The sequence below is a fragment of the Aridibaculum aurantiacum genome, assembly GCF_017355875.1.
In the GTDB taxonomy this organism is placed as follows: Bacteria; Bacteroidota; Bacteroidia; order Chitinophagales; family Chitinophagaceae; genus Segetibacter; species Segetibacter aurantiacus.
This window is the reverse complement of sequence record NZ_JAFEWC010000002.1, coordinates 524,206-541,138: the sequence shown is the minus strand read 5'-3', so window position 1 is coordinate 541,138 and position 16,933 is coordinate 524,206. Positions and strand designations below refer to the sequence as shown.

The following is a 16,933-nucleotide window of genomic DNA, read 5'->3' as shown; positions in this document are numbered from 1 at the left end:
AATACAGATTTATACAATAATAAAGCAGTATGAATTATTTAATTAAAGATATAAGCATAGTAAACGAAGGTACAACAGTAGAAGGCGATGTATTCATCAGGAACGGGCGCATAGAACAGGTTGGACCATCAGTTTCGGTCAAAGAAAAGGTATTAGAGATTAACGGCCACGGCAAACATTTATTGCCGGGTGCTATAGACGACCAGGTGCACTTTCGTGAACCTGGCTTAACGCACAAAGCCAACATCTACACAGAAGCAAAAGCTGCAGTTGCCGGCGGCGTCACTTCTTTCATGGAAATGCCAAACACTGTTCCGCCGGCTTTTACCCATCAACTACTAGAAGAAAAGTACAACACAGCCGCGCAATCTTCATTGGCCAACTATTCGTTTTACATGGGTACTTCTAACGATAACGTGGAGGAAGTGCTGTATACGAACAACAGGAAAAACGACATATGCGGCGTAAAGATCTTCATGGGCTCATCTACAGGTAATTTACTGGTAGACAACCCGCTGGCACTGGAGAAGCTTTTTGGTAATGTAGAACTATTGATAGCTACGCATTGCGAAGATGAAGCCATCATCAAAGCAAACCTTCAACGCATACAGCAAGAAAAAGCCACGCTTGAACCTGCTGACCATCCAATCATTCGCAATGAAGATGCCTGTTTTGAATCATCATTCAGGGCTGTGCAGTTAGCTAAGAAATATGATACCCGCCTGCACATCCTACACATTACTACAGAAAAAGAACTGCAGTTATTTTCTAATATGCTACCGCTAAAGGATAAAAGGATAACTGCAGAGGTATGTGTTCACCATCTTCATTTTACCAGCGATGACTATCCTGTATTAGGCAATAAAATAAAATGTAACCCAGCTATAAAAGCGCAACACAATAAAGCTGCACTTTGGCAAGCACTGCTCGACGATAGGCTGGATGTAATAGCCACCGATCATGCGCCACATACCATTCACGAGAAAAACGAACCGTATGAAAAGGCACATGCAGGCCTACCGCTTGTGCAGCATTCATTGCTTATGATGCTCGACTACGTAAAACAAGCAAAATTATCAATTGAGAAAGTGGTGGAAAAGATGAGTCACGCCGTTGCTACATGTTTCCAGGTAAAAGATCGTGGCTTTATTCGTGAAGGATATCATGCAGATCTTGTGATTGCCGATCTTGAAGCTTCCACTACCGTTTCACCACAAAACATATTGTATAAGTGTGGATGGAGCCCATTGGAAAACCATACTTTCCCGGCTGCCATTACCCATACTTTTGTTAATGGACATCTTGTTTATGGAAATGGCACGTGGGATGAGTCTCAGAAAGGTTCAAGATTACAATTCGACAGGAGTTAGATCAACTCTCACTTGAAGAAAAAAAGAAAGTAATATACGCATGCAGGCAGATAAGACCACCATCAACGACCTATCGATCTTTCACCACGAGGAAGAGCAATCGGTTTTTCACCACATCAATTTCACTACTTCTACCGGTGGAAAAGAGTGGATGCGCTACCTGTTGTCGCACCCGCTAAACGACCTCAACAAGATAAAGCAAACGCAGCAGTTGCTACAATTGATCATCAAGCATGCTGACAACTGGCCAACCATAATCACCAACGGAACTGTAATGGTGGTGGAAAGATTTTACGACACAGGTATTGAGGATATTCCGCAGCATCCGAATGTTGTAAATGCTACCCTGTATAAACTGTTCAATGCGCATGACTACTCTCTTGTAAAATATTCTGTCAATCATTTTATTGATTTCTGCATCGGGCTTGGGCAACTCATACGATTGTTTGAACAAGATGAACAGCCTACAATTCTTGCACACCTGCTCGACCAGGTGAGGCACCTGACGAATAAGCCGGTGATACAAACCATGATGCAGTGGGACAAGAAAGACCAGCCTACCCATGCACAAATGCTCACCTTTGGCCGGTTCTTACGTAGGTTTTTTAAGGCCGAAGCACTGGAACTTGTTGACATATACAGCAGGCTGGATGCGTATTATGGTATGGCAATGGCCTGCAAAAAGTTCAACTTTACTTTCCCACAAATAGAGAAGTCTGCGGCACCATATATAGAAGCTACAAACCTGTATCACCTGCTGCTGCATGAGCCGGTTAGCTACAATGTTGAGCTTAACCAACAAACGAATTTCCTGTTTCTTACCGGTGCAAATATGGCCGGCAAAAGCACTTTTATCAAAGCCGTTGGGGTGTCTGTTTACATGGCACATATAGGCATGGGTGTTCCTGCAGATTCATTCCAGGTTAGCTACTTCGATGGTTTGCTAAGTAACATACAAGTAGAAGATAACATCACTCGTGGCGAAAGCTATTTCTTCAATGAAGTACAGCGTATAAAAAAGACCATCACCAAGATCAATGATGGCAGGCATTGGCTGATACTAATAGATGAACTTTTTAAAGGAACCAATGTACAGGATGCTATGAAATGTAGTACCGCTGTAATAGAAGGTTTACGTAAGATGAAGAACACACTGTTCATTCTTTCTACGCACTTATACGAAATAGGTGAAGGACTGAAACAATACCCCAACATTAAGTTCAACTATTTTGAAACGCATGTAAAAGAGGGGCAACTTGAATTTAGTTACCAGCTACAACAAGGCATCAGCAACGACAGGTTAGGCTACCTTATACTGCAACGTGAAGGAGTGGTTGATATGCTGGAAAGGCTATAGGGGGATGGTGCTTGATGCTGGATAGATGATACTTGGTAGTTGTTAGTTGATGCTAGAACTGGATATTGGATGGATGATAAATAAATGAAGGATGCTTCAAAAACATAACAGCTCCTACCTAACAACTAACAACTAAAGCCTAAACATTCTACTTAGTATTCACATACTCAAGTATCGCATCTATATCAGCGTCGGTAAGATCAGGGAAAGGCATCATAGTAGTCTGGTTATACTTCTTCCAAAGATCATGAGCATATTTATCTTCCTTTATCACCTGTGGTGCATTGCGAATGAAGGCATACAGTTTTGCTTTATTATCCCACTTCTTTTCTACGCCGGCTAAGGGTGGTCCTACCAATTCTTTTTCCTTTGCATGGCACGATGCACAATTTTGCTGGAACAAGTTTTTTCCTCGCCCTAATGTTGCTGACACCTCCTGCCCGGCAGCAGCTATTGGTGGTGTATTATCCTGTTGTCCACAACCTATAGCCATTGCTATCATCAATATCATCACCTGGTACTTCATCTTATTTTTTTTCGTTGCAAAACTATTACAATAACTACCACGGTTAGCAGCTCGTACATTCTTTCACCTTCTTCCACCATTTATATAAATACTTTTACCTCGTAACACTGCGTCCCCTATTTTTATTTACAACAAAACCCTTTGCTTATATGCACTTACTCGAACTGCGTAACCTGAAAAAATATTATGCTACGCAAAAAGCAGTGGACGACATCAGCTTTACTATTGACGAGGGTAGCATCTTTGGCTTGCTCGGACCAAACGGTGCAGGAAAGACAACCCTTCTGCGTATGATCACCGGCATCTTTTATCCTGATGAAGGTGAAATTCTTTTTAGTGGTAGAAAGTTCAATCCATTAAGTGACAGCCTGCACATTGGCTATATGCCCGAAGAAAGAGGTCTGTATAAAAAGATGAAGATCGGCGAGCAGGCGCTATACCTGGCACAATTAAAAGGTTTAAGTCGTAGCGAGGCTATGCAAAAGATAAAGTATTGGTTTGAGCGCCTTGAAATGGAAAGCTGGTGGAATAAAAAAGTAGAGGACCTGAGTAAAGGAATGAGCCAAAAACTGCAATTTGTAATAACTGTGTTACACGAGCCTAAGCTGGTAATATTAGATGAACCTTTTAGTGGCCTTGACCCGGTAAATGCCAACCTTATCAAAGACGAAATATTTGAATTGGCGAAAAAAGGCAGCACCATCATTTTTAGTACGCACCGCATGGAACAGGTAGAAGAAATATGCGATCATATAGTGCTGGTAAACCAGGGAAAAAAAATACTTGACGGTGGTGTGGCAAGAATAAAACAAGATTTCAAGGAACACATCTACAGCATACAATTATCAGATATACCAGCTGATATTGATGAAGCTGGTTTTAAGATCATAAAAAAGCAGCGAAACAAACTGGTGGTAAAGATTGATGATCTGCATAACAGCAACCATGTATTGCAGTATTTTATTTCTAATAATATCATTGTAGAAGGTTTCAACGAGATACTGCCTTCGCTTAATGATATCTTCATTAACCTGGTAGAAGGCACCAAAGCCGCTCGCCAGTTTCAACCAGTTGCTTAACCCAAACAAAAACTAATGTCTAAAATATCAGTAGTAGCACGCCGCGAGTTTTTATCGCGGGTGCAAAAGAAAACATTCCTGCTAAGTACCATACTGTTGCCGCTTATCATATTCGGCTTCTATGCTATGATCATTTATTTTTCTGTAAAAACAGATACTGCGCTTACTGTAGCTGTTGCTGACAGGGCTAATCTTTTCAATGGCGCTATCGACGATAAGGAGACAGAAATAGAATTCAAGTTCATTCCTGCAGAAACAGATGAGTCGCTGAAGAAAAAACTGCAAACAAAAGAATATGACGCCATTGTCGTAATACCTGCTGATGCCACTGTTATGAACACTGATGCTGTAAAAATTCTTACAGCAAAAACAGTGAGCATGGTAACACAGGAAAAGATTGAACGCAGGCTAAATAATTCTTTGGAAGAAAAAAGAATGATGGCGATTGGCATCAACAAAGCCACCATGGACAGCATTCAAAACAGGGCCGATTTCAACTTTGCTTCTATTGACGGTGAAGAAGAAAAATCAAATGTAGCAGGCATTGCTTATGGAGTAGGCATGATCTCTGGCTTCCTCATTTACTTTGTGCTTTTCATTTATGGCACTATGGTGATGCGCGGAGTTATGGAAGAAAAAACAAATCGTATAGCTGAAGTTATTATCAGCAGTATTAAACCATTCCAACTGATGATGGGAAAGATCATTGGTATAGGCGCTGTTGGCCTGGTGCAGTTTATCATTTGGGGAGTGTTGGTATTAGGATTACAAATGTTATTGCCATTACTCTTCCCGGGAGCACTGGACCAGATAGCAAGTGATGGTGCAATTCCGGCAGCAGGAATGGAAGCAGGCAATGCTAAAAATGAAATGATAGCTGGCCTGATGGCAGGGTTGAAACAGATCAATATCCTGTTTATCTTCTTCTGCTTCCTGTTTTATTTCCTGGGTGGCTACTTCCTTTATTCTTCATTGTTTGCAGCTGTTGGTAGTGCTGTAAACGAAGATCCGCAAGATGCACAAAGCCTTATGCTGCCAATCACCTTCCCAATCATATTTGGTATAGTGATAATGGTAAAAGCGGTAAATGACCCTAATAGCGGGTTGGCACTTTTTGGAAGTTTGTTCCCACTCACTTCTCCTATTGTTATGATGGGAAGGCTGCCTTATGGCGTGCCGGCATGGCAACTAATTACAAGCTTCGCCTTACTAATTGGTGGGTTTGTAGCAACCACATGGTTGGCCGGAAAAATCTACCGTACAGGCATTTTGATGTATGGTAAAAAAGCATCGTGGAAAGAGCTTTTGAAATGGGCAGTTAGAAAATATTAATGGCAGTTTCTAGTAGCTAAAAATGAAACAGGTGGAACTCATGTTCCACCTGTTTTGTATTGATAGGGTCTTACGAATTAATTTTCTATAACAATCCTCTCATCCACTTTCCGCACCTTCTGCTTTTGCTCTCTTGCCATTTGCAGGCTCACTCCCAGTGAGTTTCCTTCCTTCAGAACAATGTTCTCCTGCTTATACTTCCGGTAGCCTTCCATTTCGAATGTTACGCTATATGTTCCTGCAGGCAAATTCTTTACACTATACAAACCAGTTGAGTCTGTCAGGGCAAGTTTTGATCCTTCAAATACATCAGAAGTGATGGTGATAACTGCTTCTATGAGTGGAGCTTTATTTCGCGCATCTTTTACATATCCACCTATTGCACCAGCTTTAGGCGCCTGTGCTATTCCTGCGGAAAATACAAGTATCATGATTGCCAGCATAGGCAACAGCTGTTTAGACTTCATGTGCTCTTATTAAGGAACACTAATCTACAGCAAAATCAACTTGTAAGTATTGTTCTGAAATGTGAAAATGATGTGATACGCGCTTTCAGCCAGCCATTTTAACCAAAATCAATTTCTGTATTGTCACCAATGTTCAGGCTGCGGCTAAGACCTCTTACCGAGGCATCGCTTCCAATCAGCGAATTGTCCAATACTACTTCAAAAAGGTTGGTATAAGAACCAATGATACTATCGCGAAGTATAGAATGTTGGATATTGGTATTGGCTCCAATAGCCACATGCGGACCAATAATAGAATTTCGAATGGAACAATTTGGTGCAATACTCACAGGAGGAATGATGATCGTATCTTCGAATCCATGCGCATCTTGCACATTGCCACCAGACTTTTTAAGTAGTGTAGCATTACTCTCCAGGATAGTTTCCTTCTTCCCGCAATCGAACCAGTTTTTTACTTTAAAAGCTTTGAAACGTGCACCACGCTGTATCATACAATCCAGCGCATCGGTCAGGTTGTACTCGCCATAGCTTTTTATATTCTCCTGGAAAATATGGTGCAAGCAGCCATATAAAAATTCAGTTTCCTTTATTTTATACAGACCAACCAAAGCCATATTACTTTTTGGGATAGCAGGCTTCTCTACTACGTGGTCAATAAAACCATCTTCATTTATTTCGGCTACACCAAACTTGCGTGGGTCATCTACTTTTTTCACACCCAGCATGCTGTACGGGCTGTTTACCACTTCTTTTATATCATATTCACAAATGGTATCACCCAGTGTTACAAAAACTTCGTCATTTCCAACAATACTTTTTGTAAGCTCTATAGCATGTCCCGTTCCCTGCCGTTCGTTTTGGTAAACAAAGTGGCTCTTGATATGTGGAAGAGAAAATTGTACGTAATCCTGTATTTTTTCGCCTAAGTATCCTACTATGAAAATGAACTCTTTTATTCCAGCATCGTATAATTGATCTACTATAAAACTGAGGATGGTTTTACCTGCTATAGGAATAAGAGCCTTAGGTTGTGTATATGTGTGTGGCCTTAATTTAGTTCCCGCACCGGCCACGGGTATGATTGCTTTCATTGATAATCCTTTTTTTGACGAAGCCTTCCTACTCAATCCCAGTGTTGATCATTGATTCACACTACTTTCAACATTCATCAAGGGTGCAAAGTAGTGATTTTTTAAAGTAACGGCTTAACATAGAACCTTAAAATGAACTCACAAACTCACATCTCACTTCATCTGGAAGACGGTATATATTATAACTAATCTTATACCAGCTGCTCCTGATGAAGATGTTGTACAAAACATTTGTTTACCTGCAATGATGCAGCATATTACCCAGCCTATATTACCAATCTTGTTGCATTAGACTATTTTTGCCCGCAAACCAACTTACATGCAACGAGATACTTTGGTATTTGACCTGATACAAAAAGAACTTGACCGACAGCGCCATGGAATAGAGCTTATAGCTTCGGAAAACTTTACCAGCCTACAGGTGATGCAGGCTATGGGAAATGTAATGACCAACAAATATGCAGAAGGTTATCCTGGCAGAAGATATTATGGTGGTTGCGAAATAGTAGACCAGACAGAACAACTTGCAATTGATCGTTTGAAACAAATTTTCGATTGTGAATATGCTAATGTGCAACCGCATAGTGGAGCACAAGCAAACGCTGCAGTGATGCTGGCAGTTTTGCAGCCGGGCGATGCTATCCTTGGCCTCGACCTTAGCATGGGCGGCCACCTTACCCACGGCAGTGCCGTAAACTTTAGTGGAAAATTGTACAAGCCGCATTTTTACGGCGTTACCCGCGAAGAAGGTTTAGTGGATTACGATATGCTGGAAAAGCAGGCAAGGGAAATAAAGCCAAAAATGATCATCTGCGGCGCCAGTGCCTATAGCCGCGATTGGGATTATGCACGCATACGAAAAGTAGCAGATGAGGTAGGTGCGTTCCTGATGTGCGATATGGCTCACCCCGCTGGTCTTATAGCTAAAGGATTGTTGAGCTCGCCATATGAGCATTGCCACTTTGTAACCAGCACTACGCACAAAACGCTTCGCGGCCCACGTGGTGGTATTATCCTGATGAAGAAGGATTTTGAAAATCCTTTTGGATTGAAAGATGTAAAAGGTAACACCCGCATGATGAGCAACCTGCTTGATATGGCTGTTTTCCCTGGCACGCAAGGCGGACCTTTGGAACATGTGATAGCAGCAAAAGCAATTGCTTTCGGTGAAATATTAACTGATGAATTTACTGTGTACGCACAACAAGTGATCAGTAATGCACAGGCAATGGCAAAAGCATTTACTGCAAAAGACTACAAGATCATCAGCGATGGAACAGACAACCACCTGATGCTGATTGACCTGCGCAACAAAAACATTAGTGGTAAAAAAGCTGAGGCTGTACTAGGCAAGGCTGAGATCACCATCAATAAAAACATGGTTCCATTTGATGATAAAAGTGCTTTTGTAACAAGTGGCATTCGTGTTGGCGTACCAGCCATTACTACGCGTGGAATGAAAGAAGAGCATATGCAATTTGTGGTAGATGCTATTGATAATGTGCTGATGAACCCTGACGATGAAGCTTCTTTGAGCAACATCCGTAAGCAGGTGAATGAGTACATGTCGCAGTTCCCACTTTACCCGGAGCTGGGATAGCAGTAGGTGGTATTGCATTTGTTGCTTCAATAAAGCAACTTCTTTAAAAAGTTTTCAGTAAAACACAATGATAAAATGATACAAAGAATTCAATCGATATGGCTACTGCTGGCAGCCATTGTTGCTTTTGTTTATACACAAGTTCCTCTATTTACCGGTACACTACCCGATGGCCTTGAAAGGAACTACCTGGCCACAGAAAACCTGCTATTATTTGCCCTTGCAGTAGCTGTGGGATTAATAGCTGCCACTGCAATCTTCTTATACAAGAACAGGCCCATGCAAATGCGCCTTTGTTTTTTTGGACTTCTAGGATCTATAGCGCTTATAGCACTTGAGGTACTCAGGCTGGATAATTTCAAAACAGATTACCAGGTTGCCACTGGCACCTATGCCTGGGGTAGTTTACTTCCTATATTTCTTATCGTCTTCTTCATACTTGCATGGAGAGGTGTAAGAAAAGATCAAAAGCTTATTAAGAGCATGGATAGACTTAGGTAATCCATGGTCATTGTAAAATGTAAAAACCGCCGGCACTAGCTGGCGGTTTTTTATATCGGGTAAAACAGGTGCTTCCCCTTTTTCTTTTTGCAGTTACATAGAAGCCACTTTCAAGCATGCACTCATCTTCAGGGCTATTACTTCACTGTTAGATGGCTAATGCATTTACATAATAAAAACAGCGGCTACCGATGGCAACCGCTGTTAGATTATTCTGAATTATTGTTACTTATTTCACTATTACCTGGTGGTTCATCTTCAGGTCAACATTACCCAGCTGCAGTTGGTAAATGCCTGCACCAACAGCATCAGTCAAGTTGATAGTCTGCGTAGCAGATCCGCCGGCATGCTTGATGTTTCTAACCATTACCTGCTGGCCGAGGTTATTGTACAATCTTAGTTCGTATACACCAGCAGCAAGATTATTTAGTTGCAGGTTAAGTACGTTTCCTTCTACTGGGTTAGGATAGATACTGATGCCAGCCTTGGTGCCACCAATTTTCACGCTCACTACCTGGCTCAGTTTACCTGCACCATTATTATCTATGGCCTTAATCCTATAGTAATTAGCTCCTGAACTTGGTTGTGCATCAAACCAGCTATAAGCACCTGTACCGTTAGCTACTACGTTACCAGCTTTAGAGAAAGTTGTACCATTCACAGATTTTTCAACCTCGTATTGATTGGTATTAACTTCGGTAGCAACATTCCATTCTACCTGTACACCACTATTCTTTTGGTAAGCTTTTACAGAAGCATAAGCAACAGGCAGCGTGGTAGCTGTTTTAAATACAACCATAAAACGATCCTGAGCTGCACTTGCTGCATCGCTTGTGATACTAAAGTCGTAGGCGGTGTTACCAGTTAAACTAACCGGTGTGCTTGTTTGCAGGTACTTGTCCAACAGGTATGCTTCAAGATTAGCTGAGGTGCTGAAATCTGATGCCTGTAATTCGAACTGGTAGTTCTTGATACCTGTATTCCATAGTCTCATGAAAACTGTATCCGCACTTTCAACCAGGTCACGCTTTTCTACAGATAGATTTTTGCTCTCACGAACAATAGCCAGGTTCTCGCTAAAGTTGTTGATCTTGGTAATGTCATTGTTATCGACAGCATTGCTATAGCTATTGCTGAATTTGGCTCTCACACCATCTACTAAAGTTGTTGCAGTACCAGTCACAACCTTCAGGTCAATCGTCAACTCTTCTGTTCCACTGCCTGTTCGGAAAACATTTGCAGTAGCAACACTGTCTGTTTTCATTGCTTCAGTAAATGAAACAGTACTTGTGCCAGGAACAAAGATGGCCTGGCCGCTGCGTATCAAACGCACCAGGTTGTCGGAGGCAGCACTTCCGGTGGATGGCGTCACCTGGTAGGTATTAGCAGTTTGCCTGTCTACTGTACGGTAAGCACCTGTTCCCATTGTAGCATCCCATACATAATAAACTCCTGACAGGCTGTTACCGTTAAATATCTTTTCGTAATCAACAGGCGAAGGATAAGGATTAGGAATGAGTGAGAAATTAGCACCCTGTACACCTACAGACAAATTACCCTGGTTGATGTTGCCGGTCATACGCAAGATGGTACTGCTGCTGGCTGCAGTGTTTGTAAGGTCTATAGTACGATCACCACGAACGAAGAGAAAATAAGCGCCACCATTGTCAGTTACCTTGGTAGCATTGGTGGTAGCTGGCGTCTGCAACACACTTCCATCAAAGAAACGGATAGATGATGCTGCAGCCATAGACGACACATCATATCCATCAGTACCAGTAGCTCCTGGTTTAGTGATATGGGTTCCAAAGCTGCCAGGGTTCCCACCTTCCTGCCAGCTGGTGAAGATGGTAGGAGCATTTGTATTGTTTGCCAAAGGAGCCGCCAGTAAGCGCCATGCACGCTTGTTTGGAATGAAGCGTTCAACAGTTACATTGCCGGAGATGGTGCCTGCTGAAGTAGCGACACGAGCAGTCCCAAACATGGTAGACCGAAGAGTAAGGTTGTTATTAGTGAGCAATGTTGCACCAGCCAAAAGTTTGATGCTATCTGTAATATTGGTAGTTGCTGGCAGCGATGTATTTGTACCAATGATTGCATCTTGAATAGAACCGCTAAACAATTGGTGTGTATTGGTGCTGTTGGCAACAATATTTATATCATCTATTGCAAGTTCATCACGGCTTCCGGATCCAGATGCATCTGCTGAAGTCCACCTGATAAAGATGAAACCGTCTGCTGAAACACTTATTCCGTTGATTTCTGCAGCACGAACATGACTCTTCCACACCGGTGCCTGATCCAGTGCAGCAGGTGTTTCAAGACCAAATGCCGGCAAAGGAGAATAAGATGAATTATCGACAGAGAAAGAAAGCTCAAAAGAACTACCACGACCTTGATCGTTATACGACAACAATCTGTACAAAATAGATAAAGAGTTGATTGTTGACCCTGTATTGTTTTGAATCTTTAATGTGACACTACCAGGGTTAAAATAACTACCGGTTGCCTGGAAGCCTAATGCAACATTACCAGGTTCTGTTTCGAATGCATAAAAATTACCTCCAGAAGGATGTGTACCAATTGCTTGCAAACCACCTCCAGTTGTTACAGGGGTAAAAGAAGCAGCACCGCTTGTCACACCACTATTGATAGCCCATGTAGTTGAATTGAGTTCGCCAGCTGCAGGATTCTCTGCGGTTCTCGCACCAGCAAACTGGCCATTATTCGAACTAGCCACAGTGTTATCAAAATCTATAGTTACTCTTGTATTAGTTGCTGTTAATTGTAGTCCTTCTACTGGTGGCGCAACCACTGTAAAGGCAGCACTGTTACCTGCAGTTAGATTATCCCCTGAGGTTCTGGTAGCAGTAAGCACAACACCACTCTCTGCAACACTATAAGTAACACCACTGATGGTAACTGCATTAGAACCTGCAGGAATAGTACCTGTTATAGTTCCGCCTAACGTGCCTGTACCAGTTTGTACTGAAAGTGTAACATCAGTGGCAGCGGTAACATTGGCTGCTGTGTTCGTGTTATCCTGTGCCTGTACAGTTACGTTAAAAGGAGCGTTAGCTGTGGGTGAAGAAGGAGAAATTAAGGTTATGGCGAGTTTAGTAGGAACTGATGACGTTGAGTAACTCGTCCAGTTAATGTCGTCAATTTTTACCTGTGCTGCTCCTATACTGCGTATTTCTAACTGAATATTACCACCAATATTGATAGCTTGAGAATATTGAATTACTCCATCACTTGTTGGACTTACAGTTATGTCTGTGCCCACTTGTGTACCATTTACATAAACTTGAATAGTTCGAGTTCCCGTTCCAGTGAAATCCCTCACATAATTAAACTTCAAAGTGCCCATCCCGCCGGCATAAACAGGTGATGTCACCCATCGACTTCCGGAAGTACCGAAAGTGATTGCCTTACCGTTTAATGTTCTATCTGTTCTTGCACCTTCTGCTGTCCAAGTAACTCCGTCTGTACCTGTCCAGGTTCGGCTTAGGTAACTAGCAGGGGTTGTTGTAGGCAGATTAGTAAAATCTTCATTACCCTGCCCCCACCCATTCAATGCCGTCATCAATACAAAGAACAAAAGGATCGCCCTAAGCGATACGTGCGTAAAGATTCTCATCATAATACAATAGTTGTGGTTAATTGACCGCTGTTTTAAGTAATACCAAACAAAAATGACTGGCACATCCAGTGATGGGAAATCACTGAAGTACAGGTTCAGGGTGAATCAGCAGGTATTGGAGTAGGCGACAAATCTAAGGAGAATGTGCTGCCACAGTTTGTAGCCTGGATTAAATTATTATAATCTCGCTTCGACTTGCCTGCTAAAAATAAAACTGCCCCTGCAGGTGTGCAAGGGCAGCTACAAAAAATTTTATTCTTCTTACTTCAGATCCAGCTTAATCTGCAGTTCATCAAACTGCTTATCATCGATTGCACTTGGCGCATCCAGCATCACATCGCGGCCGCTGTTGTTCTTTGGAAATGCAATGAAGTCACGAATGCTCTCGCTTCCGCCTAAGATGGCACAGAGCCTGTCGAAACCAAAGGCTATACCACCATGCGGCGGTGCACCATATTCAAATGCACCCAGCAAAAAACCAAACTTATGTTGCTGCTCATGTTCATCCATACCCAGCGCTGCAAACATCTTTTCTTGTAGTTCACGCTGGTATATCCTGATGGATCCACCGCCGATCTCGTTTCCATTCAGCACCATATCATAAGCATTGGCCTTGATGTTCGCATACGGGTGATTGAGGTAATCTGCAGCATTTTCAATAACAGGATTGTTTTTGATCATCGTCTCTATCTGGTTTGGCTTTGGTGAAGTAAACGGATGGTGACGCGCTACCCAACGATTACCTTCTTCATCATATTCAAACAGCGGGAAGTCGAGCACCCACAGCAACTTGTATTCTTCTTTTTTGCGAAGCCCCAGTCGCTCACCCATGTACATACGCAGGTCGCTAATGGCTTTACGTGTTCTCTCCTCCCTTCCTGCCAATATCAGCACGAGGTCACCCGGCTGAGCATTGCAATACGCTGCCAAGCTTTTCAGTTGCTCTTCATTGAAGAATTTGTCGAATGAACTTTTTACCGTTCCATCTGCATTCACTTTTATAAAGGCCAATCCACCCATTCCTACCTGTGGACGCTTTACCCATTCTATCAGTTCATCGGTTTGCTTGCGGCTGTAGTCTGCAGCATTTGGAACATTGATGGCTACCAGTGTTTCTGCTTCATCAAACACTTTGAAACCTGTTTCACCGGCCACTGGTGATTGCTTCACTTCTTCCTGTTTGGCCATGAATACAGTTGACGGCACTTTCAGGTTCGTCACTTTCATATCGAAGCGAATGTCTGGTTTGTCATTGCCATAGTTCCACATTGCATCTTCCCAGGTCATTCGCTCTACTGCGTCAATATAATCAATGCCTGTTACTTCTTTAAAAATATTCTTCACCAGTCCCTCGAACATGTTGAGGATGTCCTCTTGTTCAACAAAGGCCATTTCACAATCTATCTGGGTAAACTCCGGCTGGCGGTCTGCACGCAGATCCTCGTCTCTAAAACATTTTACCACCTGGTAGTACCTGTCATATCCACTCACCATCAGCAATTGCTTGAAGGTTTGCGGGCTTTGAGGAAGCGCATAGAACTGGCCCGGGTTCATACGCGATGGAACCACGAAATCACGTGCACCTTCTGGTGTAGATTTAATTAGAAATGGGGTTTCTATATCCATGAAACCTTGCTCGTGCAGGTAGTTACGCGCTGCACGGTTAACTGCATATCGAAGTTCAAGATTTCTTTTTACAGCATTGCGGCGCAGGTCAAGAAAACGATATTTCATGCGCAGGTCATCACCACCATCCGTATCGTCTTGTATGGTAAAAGGTGGTACTGCACTTTTATTCAAAACGGTAAAATCATCCACCAGTATCTCTACTTCACCTGTGGGAATGTTCAGGTTCTTGTTGCTTCTTTCATTTACAACACCCTTTGCCTGCAGTACAAACTCCCGGCCCAGCGGCTGCTCATCCAGTCGGGCGTTCAGGCTTTCGTTGAATAGTAACTGGGTAATGCCGTACCTGTCGCGCAGGTCTACGAAAGTGATGCTTCCGAATTTTCTTACCGTTTGCACCCAACCTGCAAGGGTTACGGATGTTCCTGTATCTGCAAGTCTTAGTTGTCCGCAGGTATGAGATCTATACATGATTAGTTATTTCGAGTTTGTGGTGGTGGCGAAGGTTGAGAACACTCAGCTCACTTTTAAGAGCGGCAAATATAGCAATGAAGAATGTCTTTGGTCCACCCTCGTTTGTTGCAGAAATAAAGGAAGTTTTATTCACTCCAGGCTCAGGTAAGTGGAGAAGAGGCTGAGGTATACCAGTATGACGTAAGTGACTTCATTTGGCTCAAGCATCTTTCTTATCTTCCATCCGCAACCACTCAACCCGCTTATCATGCAGTTCCAGGCATACCTGATTAAGCAGAATTCTTCCCCTGCGCTCAATGTTTCCTTGATAGGTATAATTCTACTGATGCTTTCCATCTTTGTTTGGGTTATCCCATCTACAGAAGACATTGCCATTGGCAGCTCGCTATTGGGCATCTCCATGTTTATGATTGGAACCATAGCGGGAAAAGGAAAAGGATTATTTGAAGTAGATAAAGCCATTCTTTTCATTGACAATGTAACAATTCGGCTCGGCGAGGCTTCTTATCCACTCGCTTCCGTTTCACAGCTCAGCTTCTATTACCATTCTTTCTATAGCCAATCCGTTTCCGGCTATTATACCGAACACTCGGGAAGAATAGAATATGGCATGAACAACAGCATCAGCTTTGTTCACAATAAACAAACCATTACTGCCCTTTTCTCGCTTGCTAATATTGATCATGCTAACAACTTTTTTACGTTCGTAAAATATCTACAACAGAATGGTCAGCGTGTAAGTCTTACCTCAAGAAGCGGCTGGTAAAAAAGGATCTTGTCACTCTGATGCCGCACTGCGTTGGCATGCTATATGAATGGCCTCCTTATCTATATAGCAAAAACATAATACTATGAGTGCAACAAGTGATAACATGCAGAACCCGGTTGATCAGTTTGAACAGCCACCGTATGAAAATCAGGAGAAGGTGCCTGTACCCGGTACTGAAGCAGACCTGACACCAAAAGCCGACCATGGCGAAACATCGTACAAAGGTTCGGGTAAGTTAACAGGCAGAAAAGCTGTCATTACAGGAGGTGATTCAGGAATAGGACGTGCTGTGGCCATTGCCTTTGCACGCGAAGGTGCAGATGTACTGATATCGTATCTGAATGAGCATGAAGATGCAAAGGAAACAGCTAAATATGTAGAGGAAGCAGGTCGTAAAGCTGTTCTTGTTCCGGGCGATATAAGCAGCGAGGAACACTGCAAAAGCATAATCAATACTGCGGTGCAGGAGCTTGGCGGGCTGGATATACTAGTGAATAATGCAGCTTACCAGATGAGCCACGACTCCCTGCAGGAACTAACTGCAGAGGAATTGGACCGTACCTTCCGCACAAACATCTATGCTATGTTTTACCTGTGCCAGGCAGCGGAGCCGCATTTGAAGCCTGGTAGCACCGTCATCAATACATCATCGGTGAATGCTTATAAGCCATCTCCGATTTTGCTGGCATATGCAGCCACCAAAGGTGCTATTCAAAACTTTACAGCCAGCCTTGGCCAGTTATGGGCAGAGAAAGGTATACGTGTAAACTGTGTTGCTCCCGGACCTATCTGGACACCACTTATTCCGAGTACCATGCCTGAAGAGAAAGTGAAAGAATTCGGGCAAAGCGTGCCATTGAAACGCGCTGGCCAGCCTGTTGAACTGTCGGCGGTGTATGTTCTATTGGCATCGCAGGACTCAAGTTTTATGACATCTTCTACAGTGCAGGTAACGGGTGGTACGCCTACCATATAAGCAGGAACACCATTGTTTGATATTTGAAATTTTGAAGGTGATATAGGTTGTAGAAACACGAGAGACTGCTACAACCTATATCACCTTCTTACTTGAAGCTTCCTCTCAAATTTTTGGATGTA

At 42.8% G+C, this 16,933-nt stretch carries 13 protein-coding genes; 8 read left to right on the top strand and 5 right to left on the bottom strand.

What is annotated here, in order from left to right:
- Positions 1–29: 29 nt before the first annotated feature.
- Both J4N22_RS13670 and J4N22_RS13665 read left to right on the top strand, forming a co-directional pair.
- A complete protein-coding gene (locus J4N22_RS13670) occupies positions 30–1,370 on the top strand; it encodes a dihydroorotase (RefSeq protein ID WP_207495457.1) in 1,341 nt (446 codons plus the stop codon).
- 40 nt (positions 1,371–1,410) lie between these two features.
- Entirely contained in the window at positions 1,411–2,727 is a 1,317-nt protein-coding gene (locus J4N22_RS13665) for a MutS-related protein (protein ID WP_207495455.1), read from the top strand.
- Between the two features lie 148 nt (positions 2,728–2,875).
- Here the strand turns inward: J4N22_RS13665 and J4N22_RS13660 are convergent, their stop codons facing one another.
- Positions 2,876–3,253, bottom strand: a complete 378-nt coding sequence (locus J4N22_RS13660) for a c-type cytochrome (RefSeq protein WP_207495454.1) — start codon at positions 3,251–3,253, stop codon at positions 2,876–2,878.
- A 149-nt stretch (positions 3,254–3,402) separates the two neighbouring features.
- Between J4N22_RS13660 and J4N22_RS13655 the strand changes: the two genes are divergently transcribed.
- Both J4N22_RS13655 and J4N22_RS13650 read left to right on the top strand, forming a co-directional pair.
- Positions 3,403–4,332: an ABC transporter ATP-binding protein gene (locus J4N22_RS13655; protein WP_207495453.1), complete on the top strand. Its 930-nt coding sequence runs from the start codon at positions 3,403–3,405 to the stop codon at positions 4,330–4,332.
- Positions 4,333–4,347: 15 nt separating this feature from the next.
- Positions 4,348–5,664, top strand: coding sequence for an ABC transporter permease (locus tag J4N22_RS13650; protein WP_207495452.1), 1,317 nt, complete (start codon positions 4,348–4,350; stop codon positions 5,662–5,664).
- 77 nt (positions 5,665–5,741) lie between these two features.
- Here the strand turns inward: J4N22_RS13650 and J4N22_RS13645 are convergent, their stop codons facing one another.
- Together J4N22_RS13645 and J4N22_RS13640 are read right to left on the bottom strand one after the other, a co-directional pair.
- The gene (locus J4N22_RS13645) at positions 5,742–6,131 is read right to left on the bottom strand and encodes a carboxypeptidase-like regulatory domain-containing protein (RefSeq protein WP_207495451.1); all 390 of its coding nucleotides are present in this window, start codon (positions 6,129–6,131) and stop codon (positions 5,742–5,744) included.
- A gap of 98 nt (positions 6,132–6,229) precedes the next feature.
- A complete protein-coding gene (locus J4N22_RS13640; protein ID WP_207495450.1) occupies positions 6,230–7,222 on the bottom strand; it encodes a sugar phosphate nucleotidyltransferase in 993 nt (330 codons plus the stop codon).
- A 319-nt stretch (positions 7,223–7,541) separates the two neighbouring features.
- On the opposite strand from J4N22_RS13640, the gene glyA reads away from it, so the two are divergent.
- Together glyA and J4N22_RS13630 are read left to right on the top strand one after the other, a co-directional pair.
- On the top strand, positions 7,542–8,822 hold the full coding sequence (gene glyA, locus J4N22_RS13635) for a serine hydroxymethyltransferase (RefSeq protein WP_242692218.1): 1,281 nt from the start codon (positions 7,542–7,544) through the stop codon (positions 8,820–8,822).
- A 75-nt stretch (positions 8,823–8,897) separates the two neighbouring features.
- A complete protein-coding gene (locus J4N22_RS13630) occupies positions 8,898–9,323 on the top strand; it encodes a DUF4293 domain-containing protein (protein ID WP_207495449.1) in 426 nt (141 codons plus the stop codon).
- A gap of 229 nt (positions 9,324–9,552) precedes the next feature.
- On the opposite strand, the gene J4N22_RS13625 is transcribed toward J4N22_RS13630, so the two are convergent.
- Both J4N22_RS13625 and aspS read right to left on the bottom strand, forming a co-directional pair.
- Positions 9,553–12,966 (bottom strand): T9SS type A sorting domain-containing protein, encoded by a 3,414-nt coding sequence (locus J4N22_RS13625; RefSeq protein ID WP_207495447.1) that lies wholly within the window; start codon positions 12,964–12,966, stop codon positions 9,553–9,555.
- Positions 12,967–13,227: 261 nt separating this feature from the next.
- Complete coding sequence (gene aspS / locus J4N22_RS13620) at positions 13,228–15,063, bottom strand: aspartate--tRNA ligase (protein WP_207495445.1); 1,836 nt, start codon at positions 15,061–15,063, stop codon at positions 13,228–13,230.
- 250 nt (positions 15,064–15,313) lie between these two features.
- Between aspS and J4N22_RS13615 the strand changes: the two genes are divergently transcribed.
- A complete protein-coding gene (locus J4N22_RS13615) occupies positions 15,314–15,832 on the top strand; it encodes a hypothetical protein (RefSeq protein ID WP_207495443.1) in 519 nt (172 codons plus the stop codon).
- An 85-nt stretch (positions 15,833–15,917) separates the two neighbouring features.
- Positions 15,918–16,811: an SDR family oxidoreductase gene (locus J4N22_RS13610; RefSeq protein WP_207495441.1), complete on the top strand. Its 894-nt coding sequence runs from the start codon at positions 15,918–15,920 to the stop codon at positions 16,809–16,811.
- The last annotated feature ends 122 nt before the right edge of the window (positions 16,812–16,933 follow it).

What these genes read in the sequence shown, in the direction of transcription:
- J4N22_RS13670 (WP_207495457.1), top strand. Translation starts at nt 30, where the DNA reads ATGAATTATTTAATTAAAGATATAAGCATAGTAAACGAAGGTACAACA.
- J4N22_RS13665 (WP_207495455.1), top strand. Translation starts at nt 1,411, where the DNA reads ATGCAGGCAGATAAGACCACCATCAACGACCTATCGATCTTTCACCAC.
- J4N22_RS13660 (WP_207495454.1), bottom strand. Translation starts at nt 3,253, where the DNA reads ATGAAGTACCAGGTGATGATATTGATGATAGCAATGGCTATAGGTTGT.
- J4N22_RS13655 (WP_207495453.1), top strand. Translation starts at nt 3,403, where the DNA reads ATGCACTTACTCGAACTGCGTAACCTGAAAAAATATTATGCTACGCAA.
- J4N22_RS13650 (WP_207495452.1), top strand. Translation starts at nt 4,348, where the DNA reads ATGTCTAAAATATCAGTAGTAGCACGCCGCGAGTTTTTATCGCGGGTG.
- J4N22_RS13645 (WP_207495451.1), bottom strand. Translation starts at nt 6,131, where the DNA reads ATGAAGTCTAAACAGCTGTTGCCTATGCTGGCAATCATGATACTTGTA.
- J4N22_RS13640 (WP_207495450.1), bottom strand. Translation starts at nt 7,222, where the DNA reads ATGAAAGCAATCATACCCGTGGCCGGTGCGGGAACTAAATTAAGGCCA.
- glyA (WP_242692218.1), top strand. Translation starts at nt 7,542, where the DNA reads ATGCAACGAGATACTTTGGTATTTGACCTGATACAAAAAGAACTTGAC.
- J4N22_RS13630 (WP_207495449.1), top strand. Translation starts at nt 8,898, where the DNA reads ATGATACAAAGAATTCAATCGATATGGCTACTGCTGGCAGCCATTGTT.
- J4N22_RS13625 (WP_207495447.1), bottom strand. Translation starts at nt 12,966, where the DNA reads ATGATGAGAATCTTTACGCACGTATCGCTTAGGGCGATCCTTTTGTTC.
- aspS (WP_207495445.1), bottom strand. Translation starts at nt 15,063, where the DNA reads ATGTATAGATCTCATACCTGCGGACAACTAAGACTTGCAGATACAGGA.
- J4N22_RS13615 (WP_207495443.1), top strand. Translation starts at nt 15,314, where the DNA reads ATGCAGTTCCAGGCATACCTGATTAAGCAGAATTCTTCCCCTGCGCTC.
- J4N22_RS13610 (WP_207495441.1), top strand. Translation starts at nt 15,918, where the DNA reads ATGAGTGCAACAAGTGATAACATGCAGAACCCGGTTGATCAGTTTGAA.